This is a genomic window from Novosphingobium sp. FG90, from assembly GCF_057808725.1.
Genome location: NZ_JBMDIO010000001.1, coordinates 257,975 through 278,025, shown reverse-complemented (window position 1 = coordinate 278,025; position 20,051 = coordinate 257,975). Strand labels below are relative to the sequence as shown.

Below are 20,051 nucleotides of genomic sequence, written 5' to 3'. Positions count from 1 at the left end.
CTGTGTCCCTTTTGAGTGCCGCTGTGTGCCGCTGTACGCTCTCTGTCGGCCTTCGATCCGTGTCAGTCGCCGCGCTTCTCGAACGTGATCGGCAGCGATTCGATGGTGTGCGTCGCCACGGTCGGCGTGTAGCGGATCTCGCTTTCGGGGATTGCGAGACGGATGTTCTTCATCTGCCGGGCGATTTCGCGGGCCGCCACCTTCACTTCCATGCGGGCGAGCGCAAGGCCGATGCAGCGATGCGGGCCGCCTCCGAAAGCCACGTGACGCCCCAGATTCGGGCGCGTAATGTCGAACGTTCGCGGTTCCGGGAATACACTCTCGTCATCGTTGCCGGAGCCGTAGACCAGCAGCATGTGCGCATGGGCCGGGATCGTCGTGCCGTTCACCGTGACCTCGCGCGTGGTCATGCGCGACAGCGCCCGCACCGGCGGTTCGCTGCGCAGATGTTCCTCGATGAAGCGATTGAGCTGGCGCTCGTCATCCACCACTTTTTCCAGCAGTTCCGCCATTCCTGGCCGGGTGGTAAGGACGTGGAACAAGTTGCCGATCGCCGTCGCGGTGGTGTCGTTGCCCGCGATCAGCGTGGCCCGCACGAGCGAGACGGCCTCTGCGAAGGTCAGCTTTTCCGTGGTTCCGTCTTCGTTGGCGACTTCGGCGTGGACGAGGTCGGAGATCATGTCCTCACCAGGGTTCTCCTCGCAGGCCTTCATCCTGGCGATGAGGTATTGCTGGAGTTCAGCGATCTGCGCGGCATTCTCCAGCATCGTCTCGCGCGTCTGCATGGCGCCGATCTGCGCCGTCACCGCCACCGACCAGCGAGAGATCTGCGCCTCCATGCCCGGGTCGAGTCCGAGCTGCTCGACGATCACGCGGATGGTAAGCGGGATCGCGATGTCCTTCACCGCGTCGCACCTGTCCCCGCCCTTCGCGATGGCCTCGGCGATGACGCCGCGCACGACGTCGGTGATCCGGGGCTCCAGTTCCTTGACCCGGTGGGCGGTGAAGGCCCGCTCCATCAGCTTGCGGACCCGCGTGTGATAGGGCGGGTCGGACATGATCGCGTCGGGAAAGTAGCCACCGCCATGCTCGCGCAGGTACGCCTCGAACTCCTCGCGCATGCCGCGCGCCTGCTGTTCGGAGTAGCCGTGCTTGACCGAAAAGGTGACCGGGTCAGACTGCACCGCCACGATGTCCTCGTGCCGCGTCACCAGCCAGGAACCCAGCCGCGCGTCGTAGTGGATCGGATCGCCGTGGCGCATCGCCGCGTAGAACTCGCGCGGCCGCGCCTGTATCGCGGTGTCGGCCAGGGAGCCGTCGGACAGCAGCCTTTCCTGTTCCGGGCTAAGGGGCTGCCGCTCGGAGATGCGATCCTGCGAAATCTGGGTTGCCATGTCCGTCCTGTCATCCTGCCTGCGGCTTTATCCTGCAGGTTATGGAAGCACGGCCCCGCATCGGCCATGCCCGCGCTCGAAGCCGCGCTTGTCCCGACCTGCACTCATGGCGCTGATACCTCAATACGAAGAGGCCGGCGCCACGGTGACTTCCAGCCCGTCCAGATCCGGTGACATGCGTATCTGGCAGCCGAGCCGCGAAGTCTCCTTCATCACGTCCGCCACCATGTCGAGCATTGCGAACTCGACGTCGTCCGGCATGCCCACCTTGTCCCACCACACCTCGTCCACGTAGACATGACAGGTCGCGCAGGCACAGCCGCCACCGCAGTCGCCCATGATCCCTGCGACGCCATTGCGGCGGCCCAGTTCCATCAGGCTGATGCCTTCCTCCACCCCGGCGAAGGTGTGCGCCTCACCTTGCGCGTCGGTCATCGTGACTGTCAGGGTGCCCATGCTTCGCGCCATCCTCTTACGCCTTGTTCCGCCCGTCATGCCTCGACCGCGACGTCGTTGGAACTGCCAGCGCTGCCCGGCTGCTTGACTGTTCGGGAATGCCCCACCGCCAGAGGACATGAGCCCTGCCCGGCCAGTCATTTGCCGCCGTGACGGCCCCGCCTAGTCTTCGTCCCGCAAGGAGAGGAAAGAGTGGCCCGCACCATCATCCGCAACGCGACGCTGTTCCCCGCCACCGGCGCGAAGGCCTTTGACGGCGACCTCGTCGTCGAAAGCGAAAGGATCGTCTCGGTCGGCCCCGGCACGCAAGCCCGCCCCGACGATATCGTCATCGAGGCGCAGGGCCTGTTCTGCATGCCCGGCATGACCGAGGGCCATGCGCATCTCTCGTTCGAGAACGTCTGCACCACCGAAGACCTCATCGCCCCTTGCCCCGAAACGCAGGTTTTCACCGCTGCGCGCGGGGCCAAGGCGCTGATCGAGGCGGGCTTCACCAGCGCCTACGGAGCCTCCGAGGCCAAGCTCAAGCTGGCGGTGGCGGTGCGCGACGAGGTCAATGCCGGCCGCCTGCCGGGGCCGCGCATCCGTGCCGGAGGGCTGGAGATCACCGTCACTGGCGGCATGGGCGACGAGAGCAGGCTGCACAACCCGCGTATCGGCCCCTCCACCATCGTCGACGGCGTTGAAGAGATGCGCCGCGCCGTGCGCTTCCACTGCCGCGAAGGTGTCGATAACGTGAAGCTCGACGTCTCGGGCGACCCGTTCTACCCTAACACACCCGGTCACACGACGCCGATGACCTTCGAGGAAATTCGCGTCGCCGCCGAGACCGCCCATGCCTTCGGCCGCAGGATCAACGCCCATACCCGCTCGATCGAGGGTTCCAAGCATTGCGTGCGGGCCGGCGTCGATGGCCTGTTCCACACCGAATATTCGGACGAGGAACTGCTGGACCTGATGGAAGAGGCACGCGATCGCATCTTCGTCGTCCCCACCGTCGGCCTCTTCGCGCAGATCATGGCGGGCGAGGCATCCGCCCACGGCCTGACACCCGAGGTCGGCGGCTATATGAACATCCCCGAATTGCTTGAGAATTCGATCCGCACGCACGCCGAATTGCGCAGGCGCGGCATCCGCCACCTCATTGGCGGCGACTACGGCTTCGGATGGAGCAAGCAGGGTACGCAGGGGCGCGACCTCGCGTTCTTCGTCGAGCATTACGGCTACAGCCCGGCCGAGGCCCTGGTATGCGCCACGCGCAACGGCGGCCTGGCGATGGGCCATGCCGACCTCGGCACGCTGGAGGCGGGCAAACTCGCCGACATCATCCTCGTCGACGGCGATCCCCTCGCCGACATCTCCGTACTGTCCGGGCCGGAAAAGGTCGTCTTCGTGATGAAGGGCGGCGCGGTCCAGAAGTCCACCCTCTGTGCCGGGGCGCGCCGGCCTTCGCCCGTGCTCCAGGCCGCGGAATAAGGAAAAGCCCATGAACGTCGAAACCGGCATGTTGCAGCCCGGCGAGGCCCGGTGCCCGGCCGAGACCACGCAGGAGATCATCGCCCGGGACAAGGTTCCCGCGCCCGCCTGGGCCGCCAGCGAGAGTTACGAATACCTCGGCAGCGAGGACGTCTCCAAGGACCGCTACGTCGATCCCGCCTTCGCCACCGCAGAGTTCGAACGCCTCTGGACCCGCACCTGGCAGATGGCCTGCCGAGAGGACCACATCCCGGAAACCGGCGACTACTACGTCTTTGACATCGGACCCTGGTCCTTCGTCGTCATCCGCGACGACGATGGCGATATCCACGCCCATTTCAACGCCTGCCTCCATCGCGGCACCAAGCTCAAGCCCTCGGGCACGGCGGGGTATGCGGCAAACCTCAAATGCCCGTTCCACGGCTGGACCTGGAACCTCGACGGGTCGCTCAAGAACATTCCCGAGAAGTGGGACTTCGCCCATACCGCGCACCGCAGGAACTGCCTGCCCGAAGCGCGGGTGGAATGCCTCGGCGGCTTCGTGTGGATCAACATGGCCCCCGATGCGCCCACACTCGCCGACTATCTAGGCCCAGAGATCATGGCGCACATGAAGGCCTGGAAGCTGGAGGAGCGTTACATCACCCTCCACGTCCAGAAGAGCTATCCGGCCAACTGGAAGCTGACGATGGAGGCATTCATGGAGGCCTACCACGTCGGCGACACCCATCCGCAGGTCGCGCCCGCCAACGGTGACGTGAACTCCCAGTACGACGTCTACGGCAGCCACGTGAACCGCTTCATCTCGACGCTGGGCGTGGTCAGCCCCAAACTGCGCGACATTTACTCCGAAAAGGACATCATCGCCAATTTCACCCTGGGCGACAGTTCATCGCTGGGTGGCTCGAAGCCGGTGCTGCAAGAGGGCGAGCGCGCCCGGCAGGTCATGGCCGACATGTTCCGCCAGATGTTCGAAGCCGCGACCAACACCGACCTTTCGGCCGTGTCCGACACCGAACTGCTCGACACCTACAGCTACACCTTCTTCCCCAACCTGTTCCTGTTTCCCGGCATCTCGCTGCCAATGGTCTACCGCTTCCGGCCGGACGCGAAGGACCATCGCCGCACGATCTACGAAGTCATGTTCATGCGCCCCAAGCCGCGCGACGGCAGCGCGGTGGAGACCGCCGAAGTGCAGGTGCTGCAGGATCACCAGTCCTTCGCGGAGGCCGAAGGCATGGACCCCGGTTTCGGCGTGATCCTCGATCAGGACACCGACAATCTCCATGCTCAGCAGGAAGGGCTGGAAGCCTCTGCCAAGCCCGGCCTGACGCTGGGCGACTACCAGGAAATCCGCATCCGGCACTTCGAACTGGCGATCGACAAGTACATCGCCATGCCCCCGAAGCGCCCGGACTGGACGGCGCTGCAGGGCCGGTGAGCGTCTCGCTGCAAGGACGAACCACGCTCGTCACCGGCGCATCGTCGGGGATCGGCGCCGGATTCGCGCGTGCCATCGCCAGGGCCGGGGGGCGTGTCGTACTGGGCGCACGCCGCCTCGATCGCACGCAGGCGCTGGCCGGAGAGATCGGCGATCAGGCGCTCGCCGTGCCGCTCGACGTCACTGACGAGGCTTCGGTGATCGCAGCTTTCGACACGGCACAAGCCCGCTTCGGCACCGTCGACGGCATCGTCGCCAACGCCGGTATCGGCACCGGCGGCCATGCGACGGACGTGGCGGTCGACGGTCTTTCCGGCGTGCTCGATACCAATCTGCTCGGCAGCTATCTCGTCGCCCGCGAAGGCGCACGACGGCTGATCGCCAGCGGCAGTCGCGCAGCGGGCAATGGGCGGATCGTCCTCATCGGCTCGATCACCGCGCAGCAGAACGGCACCGGCGATGCAATGTACGCCGCCACGAAGGCAGGCCTTGCGCACCTCGGCCGCCAACTCGCGCGCGAATGGGTGCGGCTGGGCATCAACGTCAACACGCTCCAGCCCGGCTGGATACCGACCGGGATCAATGCCGACTGGTTCGCAAGCGAGCGCGGCCGCACCGATATTGCCGCCCTGCACCGCCGACGCCTCCTCGCCCCCGACGCCCTCGACCCGATGCTGCTCTACCTGCTGTCGGACGCCTCGGCGCAAGTGACGGGCGCGACCTTCACCCTCGACGACGGGCAATCGCTGTGAACACCGGAACCCCGCGCGCCCTCGCCGGCCTCCTCATCATCGAGACGGCGGAGCGGGTCAGTGGCGAATATACCGGCAAGCTGCTGGCCGACCTCGGCGCGCAGGTTATCAAGGTCGAGGCGCCCGGCGGCGCCCCCACCCGCACGATGGGGCCATTCCACAAGGGCGAGAGCACGTTGTTCGCCTATCTCAACGCCAACAAGCAGTCGGTCGTCCTGGACCTGCAGGACCAGGCGGGCCGCCTCCTGCTGAATCGCCTGCTCGCCCGCGCCCATGCTCTCGTCGACGACCACGGGGATGCCTGGGCTCAGCGCTCGCGGATGACGCCCGAGCTGGTAGCGGCAGACCACCCCGCACTCGTCCACACAATCGTCACGCCGTTCGGGCAAGGCGCGCCCGCACAGTTGCAGCATCTGCACCCGATCAACGTCATCAACGCCGGCGGCTGGGCCTATCACAGCCCCAGCGAGACCCCGTCCGACAAGCCACCGCTCAAGGGCGCGGGCCGGTTCCTCCCGGATTACGAGGCCGGTATCGACGCGGCCTTGTGCACGATGGCCTCCCTGCTGCGATTGCGCCGGGCCGGTAAGGGCCAGTTCGTCGATGTCTCCGAAGTCGAAGTGCAACTCAACCGCATCGACGCGGTGCTGGGGCGAATGCTCGCAGGAGAGGCGGAGCCCAGCGACGCGCGAACGGCCTACGACATGGGCGGACCCGGCGCTTCGTTCGCCTGCGCGGACGGCCACGTCTTCCTGTTCATGACCACGCGCCATCACTGGAAGGCCCTCTGCGGCCTGATGGGCGATCCCGGATGGACTGCCCGCTTCCGCGAAGACTGGCTGGAGTTCGACTGTACGCCGGAAAACGTGGCCGATTTCCGCAAGCATTTCGCCACATGGATCGCCCTGCAGCGCAAGCTCCCGACCACCGAGGCGGCGCAGAAGGCGGGCGTCTCGATGGTCCCGGTAAACACCGCAAGCGACCTGCCGCGCCACGCACAGTTCATCGACCGCGGATTCTTCCAGCACGGCGAACACCCGGTCTTCGGCGAGGTCGCCTACCCCGGCGCCTGCTACCGCCTGAGCGCGACGCCCGTGCAGGTACGCTCCCCCGCCCCGCGACTCGGCGCGGACCAGCGGGAGATCACGGATGCGTGACCGGGGCGGTCCGCTCAAGGGTATCCGCGTGATCGAGCTCACAAAGGTCTGGGCCGGTCCTTACGCCGGCAAGCTGCTTGCCCATCTCGGCGCTGAGGTCATCAAGATCGAAAGCCGCTCCAACCTCGACGAGATGCGCGCATACGGCGGCGTGGACATCGACGCGGCGCCCTACTTCCTGTCGATCAACCAGGAAATCCTTTCCGTACAGGTCGACTTGAAGACTGCCGATGGCCTCGACCTCGTCCGGCGCATGATCGCTACGGCCGACATCCTGATCGACAACGTCCGCCCCGGCGCCATGGAGCGTTCCGGCCTCGATTACGAGAGCCTCAAGGCGATCAGGCCCAACCTCATCCAGTGCGCCATCAAAATGTGGGGCAGCGAAGGTCCGCTCGGCTACCAGACGGGCTACGCGCCCTGCTTCGCCGCGCTTTCCGGCCTCACCGCGCTCGTCGGGCATGAGGGCGAGACACCCGGGGGGATGAACATCCGCTACGGCGATTCGACCGCAGGCGCGTGCGCCGCGCTCGCCTGCGTGGCGGCGCTCCATCACCGCGAAAGCACCGGCGAAGGCCAGTTCATCGACTTGTCCGCCGTGGAGGCGATGACGAGCCTCGTCGGCGACAGCCTCTTCGCCGCCAGCGTCACCGGCGAGGTTCCCGAGGCTGACGGCAACTACCATCCCGGGATGTGCCCCCACGGTGCCTACGCTTGCGCGGAACATGGCTGGACAAGTATCGCGGTGGCGAACGAGGCCGAATGGCTGGCGCTGTGCGACGTGCTGGAAGCTCCGGCGCTGGCCGCCGACGCACGCTTCGCCACCTTCGCCGACCGCCTCGCCAACCGTCATGCGCTGGACGCTCAGATCGGCGCGATAACCGCCTTGAGCGATGCGACGGAATTGGCCGAAAAGCTCAGGAAAGCGGGCGTTCCGGCATTCAGGTCGATGAGTTCGCTGGACCTCGCCACCGACGCTTTCCTGTGGCAGCGCGAGGCCTATCGCATGGTCTCGGACCACCGCCACGGCACCCGGCCGGTCATCGGGCCTTCGTGGCGGATCACCCCCGACCCGCCCCTCGTCGAACGCGGCGCCCCCCTGCTCGGCGAGCACAACGCCTATGTCTACCGCGAACTGCTGGGCTTGCGGGAAGACGAAATGGACGATCTGATCGCACGCAAGGTGATCGACTAGGAGCACTCTCCCGGTCGAGACATGTACCGGGGAGGACACCATGAAACTGGGCTTTGCGATGCCGCACATGCTGCGGCTCAAGGCGACGATGCAACCGTGGGAAACCGAGGTCACGGGAGCCGACCAGACCCGCCTCGCAAAATGGGCGGAAAAGCTGGGTTTCGAGATGATCGCGGTGCCAGAGCATCACGTCATTCCAAGGAAGCACATCGACCTTTCCGGGCCGTTCTACTTCAATGCCTATACCGCGATGGCCTATATCGCGGGGGCGACCGAGCGGGTTCGGGTCAATTCGTGCATTGCGATCCTGCCCGCCCAGCATCCGATCGTCACCGCCAAGGCGCTGTCGACGATGGACTGGCTTTCCAGCGGCCGGGTGACGATCACCTTCGCGGTCGGCTGGCTGGAGGAGGAGTTCGCACTGCTGGGTGTTCCGTTCCACGAGCGCGGCGCGATGGCGGAAGAATACATCCAGGCGATCATCGCCCTATGGACTCAGGAAAGTCCTGAATTCGAAGGAAAATACGTGTCCTTCCGCGATGTCGCCTTTGAACCCAAGCCCGTGCAGAAGCCTCATCTTCCGGTGTGGTTCGGCGGCGACGCCGAGGCCGTTCTCAGGCGTGTTTCCCGCTACGCGCAGGGCTGGTGGCCGTTCCTGACCAAGCCCGAGGATATTCCCGCGCGCATCGACTTCATCCGATCGCGGCCCGATTACAACGGCCAGCTGGCGGACGTCTATTACGGCATGTCCACCAGCCGCGTCGGCGAGGGTCATGCGGTGATCGACGATCCCACCGCCCGCCCCGGACAGACCAGGCAGGAAATCATCGACCGCCTCGGATGGCTGAAATCCCTTGGTATTACATGGAGTTCCGTTCCCATTCCGGCGCTCCCCGCAATCGCCGCGTACTACGATTACACCCAGTGGATCGCCGAGGAGATCATGCCCGCCATCCGCTGAGCGAACGTCGCCGCGATGCCTGACGGGACATGCTTGACCTCCGGCACACAGCGGCACTTAACGGCACACAGCGGCACCAAGGCCGGGGAGAGACGATCATGAGCCCACCAAGGCCAAGGCCCAAGCTGGATCAGGAGAACACCGCGTTCTGGACCGGCGGCGCCGAGGGTGAACTGCGGATCGTGCACTGCGGCGACTGCGGGCAGTACACCCATCCGCCGCGCGTCCTGTGCCGTCACTGCCAGTCCGAGAACATCGCTGCCCAGGCTGTCGCCGGCACCGGCGTGATCGATACCTTCACGATCAACCACCAGCCCTGGGCCAAGGACCTGCCCGTCCCCTACATCATCGCCCGCGTCGCGCTCGACGGGGTGCCGGGGGTCTATCTCACCACCAACATCGTGAACTGCCCGGTCGATGCGGTGGCGTTCGGCGATCCCGTGCGCGTCGTGTTCGAGGAACAGGACGGCATATTCTATCCCCTCTTCGAACGAGCGATCTGATGGCACGCGAAGCTTACATCACCGGCGTCGGCCAGTCCGAGGTGGGCGTGCGCCTGCCGCGCCATCCGCTGCTGCTGACGCTCGACGCCGCGAAGGAGGCGATCGCCGAAGCGGGCCTCACCTTCGCGCAGATCGACGGCGTGTTCTCCTTTCCCGGCAAGGTCAATGGCTACCTCGCCTTCTCGCCCGTCGGCACCGACGAGGTGATCGAGGCGCTGGGCATCAAGTCTAAGTGGCAGATGGGCGGCATGGAGCAGCCCGCGCAGCTCTCCGCCATCGGCATGGCCGCATGGGCGGTGAAGCAGGGCATCTGCCGCCACGTGCTGTGCTACCGCACCGTCTACGAGGCGGGCGGAATGGCGGACCCGGCGCAGTACATGCCAGCAAGGTCGGATACCGTATCGGGCGCCTCGCAATGGACGAGTCCGTTCTGGGCGACTTCGGCCGCCTGCTGGACCGCGCAGTATGCCGCACGCCACGTCCACAAGTACGGGCTGACGCGCGAGCAACTGGGCCAGATCGCCATCAACGGGTCGAAGAACGCGCTGCTCAATCCCCGGGCACGGGCAATCACGAAAGAGGAACTGACGCTCGACAAGTACATGTCGGCGCGGATGATCTCGACCCCGCTGTGCCTCTACGACTGCGACCGCTTCTCCGACGCATCGACCGTGGTGATCGTCTCCGCCGGCGACGCCCTCGACGAGATAAAGTGCGAGCCGATCCGCATCGCCGCGATGTCGGGCTCGGTCGATCGCTATTCATGGGACCAGGTCGAGTGGCCCGCCGCCTACGATGCCGGCCGCGACTTGTGGCAGCACACCGACTACACCGTGGACGACGTGGACACCGCCCAGTTCTACGACGGCTTCGCCTTCCTGCCGATCACCTGGCTGGAAGGGCTGGGCTTCTGCGAAAAGGGCGAAGGCGGCCGCTTCATCGAGGGTGGCACCCGCATCGCGCGAGATGGCGAACTGCCGCTCAACACGGCGGGCGGGCAGCTGGGCGCCGGGCGCCTGCACGGCTTCGGCTTCGCGCACGAAGCGGTGACACAGTTGCGGGGCAACGCGGGCGATCGACAGATCCCGGGCGACCCGAGGGTGGCGGTGGCCACATCCGGCGGCGGACCGCTGGCGGCGGCGCTGCTGCTGGCAAAGGATTGAACGGCTCCGGCCTCGCGGGCTCTCCTCCTGCGGGGCCGGGGATGGCAGGCTGATGCCGCAGTGGCTTCGACAAGCTCAGCCTGAGCGGAATTTAGAGACCTGCTCTCAACCCCCTCAGGCTGAGCTTGTCGAAGCCCCCAGCACGAAACCAGCGCCTCAAACCACCGTCGACGGCAGTGTCTTCGCCCCCGGCCGCTTCACCGGGTTGGCGCGCTTCAGGCCGATCAGCGGACGCAGCGGGCCGACTTCCCGCCCGACGAGGTAGAACAGCCAGGAACCGCCCGCCACCGTGGCGCACAGCACCAGGAATTCCGGCAGTGCCGTCAGCCCCTTGTCGCGCAGCCAGTAGCTGACGAGCACCATGACGGTCTGGTGCGCGATGAACACCGGGAACACCGCCTCGGCCAGAGTGCCGCGCCAGCGCGCGTCGCGGTTCCAGAAGCGGTCGGCGATCCCGAACAGGGCGATCACCGTGCCCCAGCACTGCACCGACTTGGCGAAATCCAGCGGTTCCATCCACGCTCGCGGCGTCCGCACGTTGCCGGGGAAGTACCACGCTTCCAGCGCCACGAAGGCGTAACCGGCCAGCCCGACGACCAGCGCGGCCTTCCACTGCCGGGCGATCGCCTGCCGCAAGGTCTCGGACCCGCGCAGGAGGTAGCCGAACAGGAACATGCCGCCATAATGAAGATGCGCGCAGAAATCGGTCAGCACGCTGTGGGTGTCGGTCCAGCCATCACCCGGCGCGCGCACGGCGTAGACGGCAAGGCACCCGAACGGCAGCAGCCACGGCCCGGAAAGGACCTTCTCCGCCCCACGCGCCAGTCCCGCGCGCCAGTGTGCAGGAAGCACCATCAGCGCCGCGCAGAGCACCACCGTGTAGGCGAGCAGGTAGATCACGAACCACAAGTGCATGATCGCCGGCAGGTTCTCGTGAATGACCCGGCGGAAGCTGAAGGCATCATGGAACAGGAAGTAGCCGTAGCCATGCGTGTAACCGCTGTTGAGCAGTCCCATGTATGGCTGCGGCGGCACGATCACCGTCAGGCCGAACAGCAGCGGTATGCCGAGCCGCAGCAACCGGCTCTTGAGGAAGGCCCCGGCGTCCCGCTCCTTCGTGAACAGCGCCGCGCTGGCATATCCCGAAATCGCGAAGAGCAGCGCCAGGCGCCAGGCGCTCAATCCCAGCAGCGGGATTTCGGCCCACCACACCACCCCGCGCGAGGGCGTCTGGTAGCCCCAGGGCGTGAATGAAAATCCGACGTGGTAGAAGATCAGCATCACGAAAGCGCCCACGCGCAGCCAATCCATTCCGTAGTGGCGCTGGCTGGGGGCGGGGTTCATCGCAATCCGTCAAGTCTTCGGCCCGCCACGCGGGTCAGGGGTGCCCGCATGCAGCGGCGTAGGTTTTGGGGCTCATTAAGCGCGTTGTCACCGCTCTGCAATCACGGGCTTGTAATAGAGGGTAACGCAACGATTATCCGCGTTCGCATCGATTCCGGAGGCAACTGTGGTTGGTCTCTCGCGCCGAAACGCCGAACATCGCGGGCATGACTTCCCCCGAAGCGCCCGTCGCGCCCCGGCCTCGACGCAAACGCCCCGCGCCTCCCGGTGATACTTTCGTCGCCGGCAGCACATCCATAGAACGCGCGGCCTATGTCCCCGACCTTAGCGGCGGGGCGCTGCGCCCGGTCGAGGGGATCGGGGACATAGCGGGAAACGGGACGGCAGGCCTGACGGCAGACAGGGCCATCGTGCTCCTTGTCCATGACGGACGGGCATCCCCCATCCGCGAGGCCGTACAGGACGGCATGGCCGGGGCGCTGGCGGCGGGAACGCACCTTCTCGCCATCCATGCCCTGCCGCCGGACGGAAGTGTCGCTGCATTCCGGGACCTTCTCGAAAGGCACCGGCCGGTCGGCGTGGTGCTGATACCGCCGCTCGCCGCACGGCCCGACCTTGCCGACATATGCCAGCATGCGCACACGCGCTGCCTGCGCATCGGCGCGCAGCATGGCCTGTCCTGCGACGAACGGGCCTCCGCCGCGCTGGCCGTGCGTCGCCTGGTCGCGCTGGGCCATGCGCGGATCGGCCTTGTCGCCGGGCCGGAAACGTCGCCCTGCGCGCGCGAGCGGGAACTGGGCTATCTCGACGCCATGGCGGAACAGGGACTGGACCGTGGCCCCGCGCTGATCGTGCCGGGCGACGACAGCTTTGAATCCGGCATTGCGGCCGGGCGCCTGCTGCTGGAAATCAGCCCCCGGCCGACCGCGATCCTCGCCTGCTCCGACGACATGGCGGCGGGCGTTCTGCACGCAGCGGCGCAGTCGGGCGTACCGGTTCCCGAAGCGCTCTGTGTCGTCGGGTTCGACGACACGCCCCTCGCCCGCCGCATGCTGCCGCCGCTGGCCTCGGTGCGCCTGCCGTGGGAACGCATCGGCCATGAGGCCGCCAAACGGATACGGGACGAAAGCGCCACGCCGCTCGAACCGTTCGAGGGGCGGTTGATGGAACGCGAATCACTCGGCCCGCTCAGGCAAGGGCCGGCAGCTCCTCCAGGGTGAAGCCATTGCCGGGGGCACACTGCTGCACCTCGATCACGTTGCCCTCGGGGTCGTAGCCGTAGAGCGTCCTGACGTGCCCGACGTCGACGAAATCGCGTTCGTTGAACGTCATTCCGCAGGCCTTCAAATGGGCCATGTCGCGCTCGATATCGGTAACGTCGATGCAGAAATGCGTGTAACCGCGATCATTGGGCCGCAAGGGACGATCGAGGTCGGAGGACGGCGCGGCATATTCGAACATCTCGATGTAACAACTGCCGGCGCGCAGCATGAATCCCTTTGCAACAGAGCCTTTCAAGTCGACGATATGGTCCATGACCGGTTCGTGCGCCCAGGCGAAGCCGTCCTCGTCCACGGGCTCGAAGCCCAGCGCCTCGCAGTAGAAGCGCTTCATCCGTGCGATGTCGCGGCAGTTCATGCCGATGTGATGGATACCACGGATCATGGCGCGCTCTCTCATAAGCCCCGGCGGCACAATATCCGGAGATTGAAAGGGCATGACAACATCGCATGCTTGACCCCATCGGAGCACGGCCCACACCCGAATGGCAGTTCCGTTAGGCAACATTTTACCATAAGGGATTAAACCATTGTGGATCCATCTGGCGGGATGGCGCAAAGGGGCCAATCTTGTATCTGCAGACCAACCGGCATCGCACCGCCATTCGCCCGCTGACCGACGGCCGCCTCGTCTCGCAGGCCGCCGCCTTGGTCGGCCTCAGCGCGTGGAGCTGCAATCTCGCCACAGAACAGCTCGAGTGGTCCGACGGGGTATTCCAGATCTTCGGTCTGCCGCAGGATACCCATTTCGAACGCCGCGACACCGTGGCGCTCTATTGCGAGGAATCGCGCGAGATCATGCTGCGCCTGCGCGCGCAGGCGATCGAGGCGGGCTCCGGCTTCTCGATGGAGGCGCAGATCCGGCAGCCGGGCGGCGAGATGCGCTGGCTGCGCCTTGCCGCCAGTACACGGTTGGAGAAAGGCCGCGCGGTCCAGCTTTACGGCATGAAGCAGGACGTCACGCAGGAACGCCTGCAGTGGGAGCAGCTGCGCCGCCTTGCCGAGAACGACCCGCTCACCGGCCTCGGCAACCGCGCGCGGTTCCAGTCGGAATTTCTCGACCTGCCTGCCGGTTCGGAGCGATTGTCGCGCATCGGCGCGCTGGCGATGTTCGACCTCAATGACTTCAAGGGCATCAACGACCGCTGGGGTCATGCCGCCGGAGACGCCTGCATCGCCCGTTTCGGCGAGCGGCTGGCCAGTGCCTTCCCGGGCGCCCGCCTGATCGCCCGCATCGGCGGTGACGAATTCGCGGCCCTGCTGCCCGCCACGGTGCCCTCCACCGCACTGGAGACCGCCGTGCGCCGCCGCATCAACCGCCTCGTCACCCGGGTCGAGTGGCGCGGCACGCTGATCCCGATCGGCGTCAGTGCGGGCCTTGCCTTCACCAGCGGATCGCCCGAAGCCACTTTCGCGGCGGCCGATGCCGCGCTCTATGCCGCCAAGCGCAGCGGCCGCAACGTGCTGCGGGTGGCGGCCTAAGCGCCCTCCGGCTCGACCCAGGTGGTACGGGTGACGCGCGGGGAGAGATACTTCGTTGCCGTCCAGCCGCCGTCCACGACGATCGACTGGCCGTTTATCATCTCGCTCCCCGGCAGGCACAGGAACGCGATGACCGAGGCAATGTCCTCCGGCTGCGCCAGGCGCGGATAGGGCGTCGTCTCGACATTGGCGCGCTTGAAGCCCTCATCCTCGAAACGGTGGCGCACCATGTCGGTCATCGTCACGCCCGGCGCCACGCAGTTGGAGCGGATGCCGCGCGGGCCGTATTCACAGGCCATGTGCTCGGTCATCGACTTCAGCCCGCCCTTGGCCGCCGAATAGGCCCCGCCGCGCCGTCCACCGATATGCGCGAACGTGCTGGTCACGTTGACCACGCTGGCGCCCTCCCCAAGATGCGGGATCACGTCGCGGCACAGCCGGAACGGGGCGACGAGCATGATGTCGAGGAAGTCGTCGAGCGTATCGTCGTCCGTCTCGTCGAGCGGCTTGGGGCTGCCCACCCCAGCATTATTCACCAGTGCGTCGATGCGGCCGAAGCGGGCCAGCGCCTGCGCGACGACGGCCCCGGGCGCGGCCGGGTCGGTCAGGTCGGCGCTGATGGCAAGGACGTGGTCGGGATTGCCGATCGCGGCTTCCAGCGCCGCCAGCTTGTCCTTCGAGCGGCCGACACCGACGATCGCGAAGCCCTCGCCGTGCAGGATCTTCGCGGTTTCGAGGCCGATGCCGCTGCCCGCGCCGGTGATGATCGCTACCTTCACTTCGCCTGTCTCCCATGCTGTCCGCATCGTGTTAGCCGCCGCCCCGGCAAGCGTCGAACCGCCCCGGCGGTATTGCCCGGGGCTGCCTTGTCCCCGGACCGCACAGGATTAGTCAGAAGGCTCAGACAATGAGCGAACAGGCACAATGAGCACTCCCAAGGCCGCCCTTGAAGGCATCCGCGTCATCGACATGAGCCGCGTCTTCGCCGCCCCCGTCGGCGCGCAAATCCTCGGCGACCTCGGCGCCGACGTCATCAAGGTGGAGCGCCCGGGCGTGGGCGACGACGGGCGCGGCTACGGCTTCTCGTGGGTGCCCGGCAAGGACGGGATCGAGACCCGGCACTCCAGCTTCTTCACCGTGTCCAACCGCAACAAGCGCTCGATCACGCTCAACCATTCCCGGCCCGAGGGTCAGGCGATCCTGCGCGATCTGGTGAAGAGCGCCGACGTGCTGATCGAGAACTACAAGGTCGGCGACCTCAAACGCTTCGGGCTGGATTACGAGAGCCTGCGGGAGATCAACCCGGGCCTCATCTACTGCTCGGTGACGGGCTTCGGACAGACCGGGCCGATGGCCGCGCTGCCGGGCTACGACGGGCTGTTCCAGGCGACCGGCGGCATGATGGCAGTGACCGGCATTCCCGAAGGCCAGCCGGGCTCAGGCCCGCTCAAGACCGGCCCCAGCCTCGTCGACTTCGTGACCGGCCACAACACCGCGCTCGCGATCCTCGGCGCGCTGATGCACCGCACCCGCACCGGCGAGGGCCAGTACATCGACATCGCCCTGCTCGACAGTTCAGTGGCGATGGTCAGCCACATCATGCAGGACTACCTGATAAGCGGCAACGCCCCGCCCCGCCTCGGCAACGGCGGCAATGGCGGCGGCCCGGCGGACCTCATCCATTGCGCCGACGGCATCATCTACCTCACCGCCGGGACCGACGAGCACTGGCGCCGCCTGACGGTGCTGATGGAGCAGCCCGAACTGAACGACGATCCCCGCTTCGATTCCAACCTGAAGCGCGGCAAGACCAATCGCGCCGAACTGATGGCCATCATCAACGACTGGAGCGGCCGCTTCCCGGTGACGGAGGTTCAGGCCATGCTCGACGGTGCAGGCATTCCGGCGGCGCGCTACAACGAACTGGCCGACGTCTGGGAAGACCCGCAGGTGCAGCATCGCGGCCTGAAGGCAACGACTCCGCATGCCTGGGCAGAAAGCGGCTCGGTCGATCTCATCGCCAGCCCGCTGGCGAAGATGTCGGTGAGCCCCGCAACGATCCGCATGGCGCCGCCGATGCTGGGCGAGCACACCGACGCCATCCTGACGGAACTGGGCTACGACGCGGCGCAAGTCACGGCATTGCGGGACGCGAAGGTGGTATGAACTCCCAATCCTCCCTGTTGCGAAGCAATGGGGAGGTGGCAGCCCGCAGGGCTGACGGAGGGGTTTTCTCCCCTCCACCACCGACTGCGTCGGCGGTCCCCCTCCCCATCGCTGCGCGACAGGGAGGATTTACTCTCAGCGCCCCTTGAACGCGGGCTTGCGCTTTTCGAGAAATGAGTTGACGCCTTCGAGGAAATCCTCGGTCCGCCCCGCCTCGCGCTGGCCGCGCCGTTCGGCCTGCAGCGCGGTTTCGAGGCTCGAATCCAGCGCATCCCATGCCATCCGCTTGATGAGGCCAAGCGAGCGCGGGCCAGAGGCCAGCCGCTTCGCCAGCTTCATCGCCTCGGCATCGAGGTCGTCCTCGGGCACCACTTTGGTCGCGAGGCCCCAGTCGAGCGCGGTGGCGGCATCGACCTTCTCGCCCAGCAGCATCATCTGCATGGCGCGCACCCGGCCGACCGCCTGCGCCAGCAGGTACGTCGCGCCGCCATCGGGCACGAGGCCGACGTGGCAGAAGGCGCAGAAGAAATACGAACCCTCCGCCATCAGCACCACGTCGCCCGCCGCCGCCAGCCCGGCGCCGAAGCCCGCCGCAGGGCCGCGGATCGCGGTGACGACCGGCTGCTCCATGGTCTTGATCTGCATGATCACCGGGTTGAACGCCCGGTCGAGCTGCCCACCCACGTCGCGCATCGGATCGGCCAGCATATCCTGCGCCGCCGCAAGGTTCGCGCCCGAGCAGAACGCCTTGCCCTCGCCGGTCAGCAATACCGCACGGGCATCGCGCGCCGCCACGTCGAGAGCGTGAACCATCTCCAGCCCCATCGCCTCGGTGACGCCGTTCATGGTCTTGGGATCGTTGAGGGAGATGCGTGCGACGCCGTCCTCCAGCGAATAGAGGATGTGCTCGTAACTCATGGAATCTCCCTCTCCGTCGATCAGGCGAGCATGGCGCCCAGGCGTTCCTTCACGATTGCCTCGGCCTCGCCAACGATCCTTTCGATCAGTTCCTTGCAGGTGGGCACGTCGTGGATCAAGCCCTGCACCATCCCGGCCCAGAAGATGCCCTTGGTGAGATCGCCGCTCTGCAGCAGTTCGCGGCCCACCGCGCCCGCGACGAGATGGCGGATATCCTCGAAGGTCGAGTCCGGCCGTTCGGAAATCGCGACCACTTCGTCGGACACGTCGTTCTTGCCGACGCGCGCCGAGTTCTTGAACTTGCGGAAGATGAGGTTGGTGCCACGCTCATCGTTCTCGACGTACTTCGCCTTCACGTTGTCGTGGATCGGCGCTTCCTTGGTGGCGCAGAAACGGGTGCCCATGTTGATGCCCTCCGCCCCCAGCGCCAGCGCCGCGACGAGGCCGCGCCCGTCGCCGATGCCGCCGCTCGCCAGCATCGGGATCTTCACCTTGTCCGCCGCCGAAGGGATCAGGATCAGGCCAGGAATGTCGTCCTCGCCGGGGTGCCCGGCGCATTCGAAACCGTCGATCGAGATGATGTCGCAGCCGTGCTTCTCGGCCGAAAGCGCGTGGCGCACGGCGGTGCACTTGTGCAGCACGGTGACGCCATGGGGCTTCACCATCTCCCAGATCTCACGCACCTGCTGGGTGCCTGCGGTCTCGACGATCTTGACCCCGCCGTCGATCACGGCCTGCGCGTAAGCCTTGTAATCGGGCGGAAGGATCGTGGGCAGCACGGTGATGTTCACCGCGAAGGGCTTGTCGGTCATCGAGCGGCAGCGCTCGATCTCCTCGCGCAGCGCCTCGGGGCTGGGCTGGGTCAGCGCGGTCAGGGTGCCGAGGCCGCCGGCGTTCGACACCGCGCTCGCCAGCTCGGCATAGCCGACGCCCTGCATGCCGCCCTGGACGATCGGATGTTCGATGCCGAGCATCTCGGTCACGCGGGTCTTGAATGGCATGGTTCTCGCTGCTCCCTATTGATGGTTGCATGCGGGGCTATGTCATGCCGCGCGGGGCTTCAAGCAGCGGGTGCGGGAGCGAGCGGGCATCGCGCCAGCGAATAACCAAGCGCTTGCTACATGAATCAAGAAGCGTATGATCCCCTGCAAACGAGAAGGGAGAATCGCCATGGCAACCGCCGCTCTGGAACCTGTTCAGGATCGGATCGAGGAACTGGGCATCAAGCTCATCAGCGCCGACAACCACATTAACGAACCGCGGGGCCTGTTCATCGACCGTTTCCCCGTGCACCTGAAGGACAAGGCCCCGCGCGTGATCGAGGGCCGCGACGGCGGCGAAGGCTGGAGCATCGACGGCACGCCGCCCAAGCGCACTTATGGCCTCGAATGCATGGCGGGCTACGACAAGAGCGAATACCGCATGTCCGGCCTGCGCCACGCGGACCTCAGGCGGGGCAACTACGATGGCGCCGCGCATCTCGCGGATATGGACATCGACGGGGTCTGGGCCTCGGTGACCTATCCGGGTTTCAGCCCGTCGTTCTATACCCATCCCGATCCGGAAGTAGCTGCCGCCGGATTCGTCGCCTACAACGACTGGATCCTCGACGACTTCCAGTCCGCCGACCCCAAGCGCCTGTGCGGCCTCGCCATCAATCCGACCGAACTGGGCATCGAGCACGCCGTCGCCGAGATGCGCCGCTGCGCGAGGAAGGGTGCGCGGGCGATGTATATTCCCGGAAATCCGACGATCCCCTACAACCACCCTACGCACTATCACCCCGTCTGGCAGGCGGCGGACGAACTGGGGCTGACGCTGTGCATGCACCGCAACCACGGCGGCCCGCCCGACGCGACCGACTGGGACCGGCTGCAGGAGGACAAGGTCTCCATCGGCGGGATCGTGACGCGCTACTTCTCGTGCCTCAAGCCGTTCTCGTACCTGATCTTCGCTGGGATCTTCGACCAGTACCCGAACCTGAAGATGGTCGGCGCCGAGGTCGATTGCGGCTGGGCGCCGTTCTGGGTGCAGACCATGGAGCACCACTGGGAGATCCAGAACTCGTGGCATCCGGTGAAGCTCAGGCATTCGCCCACCGAGTTTATCGGCCGCAACGTCTTCACCACCAATGTGGACGACTGGTGCGGCTACCAGATGATCCAGACCGGGCTCTGGCCGTGGCTGGCGAAGATGACGATGTTCTCGTCAGACTACCCGCACTCGGCGACGATCTGGCCGCATTCTCGCGACGTGGCGCTGAAGATGACGGCGGATCTGACGCCGGAAGACACCCGCACGACGCTGTCAGAAAACGCGGCTAGGGTATTCGGGTTCGACCTCTGAATTCCTCCCCGAGCTTG

19 protein-coding genes are annotated in these 20,051 nt (G+C 66.2%); 12 read left to right on the top strand and 7 right to left on the bottom strand.

What is annotated here, in order from left to right; all coding sequences use genetic code 11:
• Nucleotides 1-62: 62 nt before the first annotated feature.
• Together ACODRZ_RS01280 and ACODRZ_RS01275 are read right to left on the bottom strand one after the other, a co-directional pair.
• The gene (locus ACODRZ_RS01280; RefSeq protein ID WP_488971109.1) at nucleotides 63-1,394 is read right to left on the bottom strand and encodes a cytochrome P450; all 1,332 of its coding nucleotides are present in this window, start codon (nucleotides 1,392-1,394) and stop codon (nucleotides 63-65) included.
• A 120-nt stretch (nucleotides 1,395-1,514) separates the two neighbouring features.
• Nucleotides 1,515-1,850 (bottom strand): 2Fe-2S iron-sulfur cluster-binding protein, encoded by a 336-nt coding sequence (locus ACODRZ_RS01275; RefSeq protein ID WP_488971108.1) that lies wholly within the window; start codon nucleotides 1,848-1,850, stop codon nucleotides 1,515-1,517.
• A gap of 192 nt (nucleotides 1,851-2,042) precedes the next feature.
• Here ACODRZ_RS01275 and ACODRZ_RS01270 point away from each other — a divergent pair, with 192 nt between their 5' ends.
• From ACODRZ_RS01270 to ACODRZ_RS01235, 8 genes are all read left to right on the top strand, one after another.
• Entirely contained in the window at nucleotides 2,043-3,326 is a 1,284-nt protein-coding gene (locus ACODRZ_RS01270; protein ID WP_488971107.1) for an amidohydrolase family protein, read from the top strand.
• Nucleotides 3,327-3,336: 10 nt separating this feature from the next.
• Nucleotides 3,337-4,767, top strand: a complete 1,431-nt coding sequence (locus tag ACODRZ_RS01265; protein ID WP_488971106.1) for an aromatic ring-hydroxylating oxygenase subunit alpha — start codon at nucleotides 3,337-3,339, stop codon at nucleotides 4,765-4,767.
• Nucleotides 4,764-5,519 carry an SDR family NAD(P)-dependent oxidoreductase gene (locus ACODRZ_RS01260; RefSeq protein WP_488971105.1) on the top strand — a complete coding sequence of 252 codons (756 nt, stop codon included), beginning with the start codon at nucleotides 4,764-4,766 and terminating at the stop codon, nucleotides 5,517-5,519. The genes ACODRZ_RS01265 and ACODRZ_RS01260 overlap by 4 nt, the downstream gene beginning before the upstream one ends.
• A complete protein-coding gene (locus ACODRZ_RS01255) occupies nucleotides 5,516-6,676 on the top strand; it encodes a CoA transferase (RefSeq protein WP_488971104.1) in 1,161 nt (386 codons plus the stop codon). Before ACODRZ_RS01260 ends, ACODRZ_RS01255 begins: the two co-directional genes overlap by 4 nt.
• Nucleotides 6,669-7,871 carry a CaiB/BaiF CoA transferase family protein gene (locus ACODRZ_RS01250; RefSeq protein WP_488971103.1) on the top strand — a complete coding sequence of 401 codons (1,203 nt, stop codon included), beginning with the start codon at nucleotides 6,669-6,671 and terminating at the stop codon, nucleotides 7,869-7,871. The genes ACODRZ_RS01255 and ACODRZ_RS01250 overlap by 8 nt, the downstream gene beginning before the upstream one ends.
• Before the next feature lie 40 nt (nucleotides 7,872-7,911).
• On the top strand, nucleotides 7,912-8,832 hold the full coding sequence (locus ACODRZ_RS01245; protein ID WP_488971102.1) for a TIGR03619 family F420-dependent LLM class oxidoreductase: 921 nt from the start codon (nucleotides 7,912-7,914) through the stop codon (nucleotides 8,830-8,832).
• A gap of 98 nt (nucleotides 8,833-8,930) precedes the next feature.
• Complete coding sequence (locus ACODRZ_RS01240) at nucleotides 8,931-9,335, top strand: Zn-ribbon domain-containing OB-fold protein (RefSeq protein ID WP_488971101.1); 405 nt, start codon at nucleotides 8,931-8,933, stop codon at nucleotides 9,333-9,335.
• A complete protein-coding gene (locus ACODRZ_RS01235) occupies nucleotides 9,335-10,498 on the top strand; it encodes a thiolase family protein (protein ID WP_488971100.1) in 1,164 nt (387 codons plus the stop codon). The genes ACODRZ_RS01240 and ACODRZ_RS01235 overlap by 1 nt, the downstream gene beginning before the upstream one ends.
• Before the next feature lie 156 nt (nucleotides 10,499-10,654).
• Here ACODRZ_RS01235 and ACODRZ_RS01230 read toward each other — a convergent pair whose 3' ends face one another.
• On the bottom strand, nucleotides 10,655-11,842 hold the full coding sequence (locus ACODRZ_RS01230) for an acyltransferase family protein (protein ID WP_488971099.1): 1,188 nt from the start codon (nucleotides 11,840-11,842) through the stop codon (nucleotides 10,655-10,657).
• A gap of 170 nt (nucleotides 11,843-12,012) precedes the next feature.
• Here ACODRZ_RS01230 and ACODRZ_RS01225 point away from each other — a divergent pair, with 170 nt between their 5' ends.
• A complete protein-coding gene (locus tag ACODRZ_RS01225; RefSeq protein ID WP_488971098.1) occupies nucleotides 12,013-13,062 on the top strand; it encodes a substrate-binding domain-containing protein in 1,050 nt (349 codons plus the stop codon).
• On the opposite strand, the gene ACODRZ_RS01220 is transcribed toward ACODRZ_RS01225, so the two are convergent.
• Nucleotides 13,031-13,507: a VOC family protein gene (locus ACODRZ_RS01220; RefSeq protein WP_488971097.1), complete on the bottom strand. Its 477-nt coding sequence runs from the start codon at nucleotides 13,505-13,507 to the stop codon at nucleotides 13,031-13,033. The two genes, ACODRZ_RS01225 and ACODRZ_RS01220, sit on opposite strands and share 32 nt — an antisense overlap.
• 185 nt (nucleotides 13,508-13,692) lie before the next feature.
• Between ACODRZ_RS01220 and ACODRZ_RS01215 the strand changes: the two genes are divergently transcribed.
• On the top strand, nucleotides 13,693-14,604 hold the full coding sequence (locus ACODRZ_RS01215) for a GGDEF domain-containing protein (RefSeq protein ID WP_488971096.1): 912 nt from the start codon (nucleotides 13,693-13,695) through the stop codon (nucleotides 14,602-14,604).
• On the opposite strand, the gene ACODRZ_RS01210 is transcribed toward ACODRZ_RS01215, so the two are convergent.
• Complete coding sequence (locus tag ACODRZ_RS01210) at nucleotides 14,601-15,383, bottom strand: SDR family NAD(P)-dependent oxidoreductase (RefSeq protein WP_488971095.1); 783 nt, start codon at nucleotides 15,381-15,383, stop codon at nucleotides 14,601-14,603. The genes ACODRZ_RS01215 and ACODRZ_RS01210 overlap by 4 nt on opposite strands.
• Nucleotides 15,384-15,528: 145 nt before the next feature.
• Here ACODRZ_RS01210 and ACODRZ_RS01205 point away from each other — a divergent pair, with 145 nt between their 5' ends.
• Nucleotides 15,529-16,770: a CaiB/BaiF CoA transferase family protein gene (locus ACODRZ_RS01205; protein ID WP_488971094.1), complete on the top strand. Its 1,242-nt coding sequence runs from the start codon at nucleotides 15,529-15,531 to the stop codon at nucleotides 16,768-16,770.
• 135 nt (nucleotides 16,771-16,905) lie between these two features.
• Here ACODRZ_RS01205 and ACODRZ_RS01200 read toward each other — a convergent pair whose 3' ends face one another.
• Nucleotides 16,906-17,688, bottom strand: coding sequence for an enoyl-CoA hydratase-related protein (locus ACODRZ_RS01200; RefSeq protein WP_488971093.1), 783 nt, complete (start codon nucleotides 17,686-17,688; stop codon nucleotides 16,906-16,908).
• 20 nt (nucleotides 17,689-17,708) lie between these two features.
• Nucleotides 17,709-18,689, bottom strand: coding sequence for an NAD(P)H-dependent flavin oxidoreductase (locus ACODRZ_RS01195; protein ID WP_488971092.1), 981 nt, complete (start codon nucleotides 18,687-18,689; stop codon nucleotides 17,709-17,711).
• A 169-nt stretch (nucleotides 18,690-18,858) separates the two neighbouring features.
• Here ACODRZ_RS01195 and ACODRZ_RS01190 point away from each other — a divergent pair, with 169 nt between their 5' ends.
• Entirely contained in the window at nucleotides 18,859-20,034 is a 1,176-nt protein-coding gene (locus ACODRZ_RS01190) for an amidohydrolase family protein (RefSeq protein ID WP_488971091.1), read from the top strand.
• Nucleotides 20,035-20,051 lie beyond the last annotated feature (17 nt).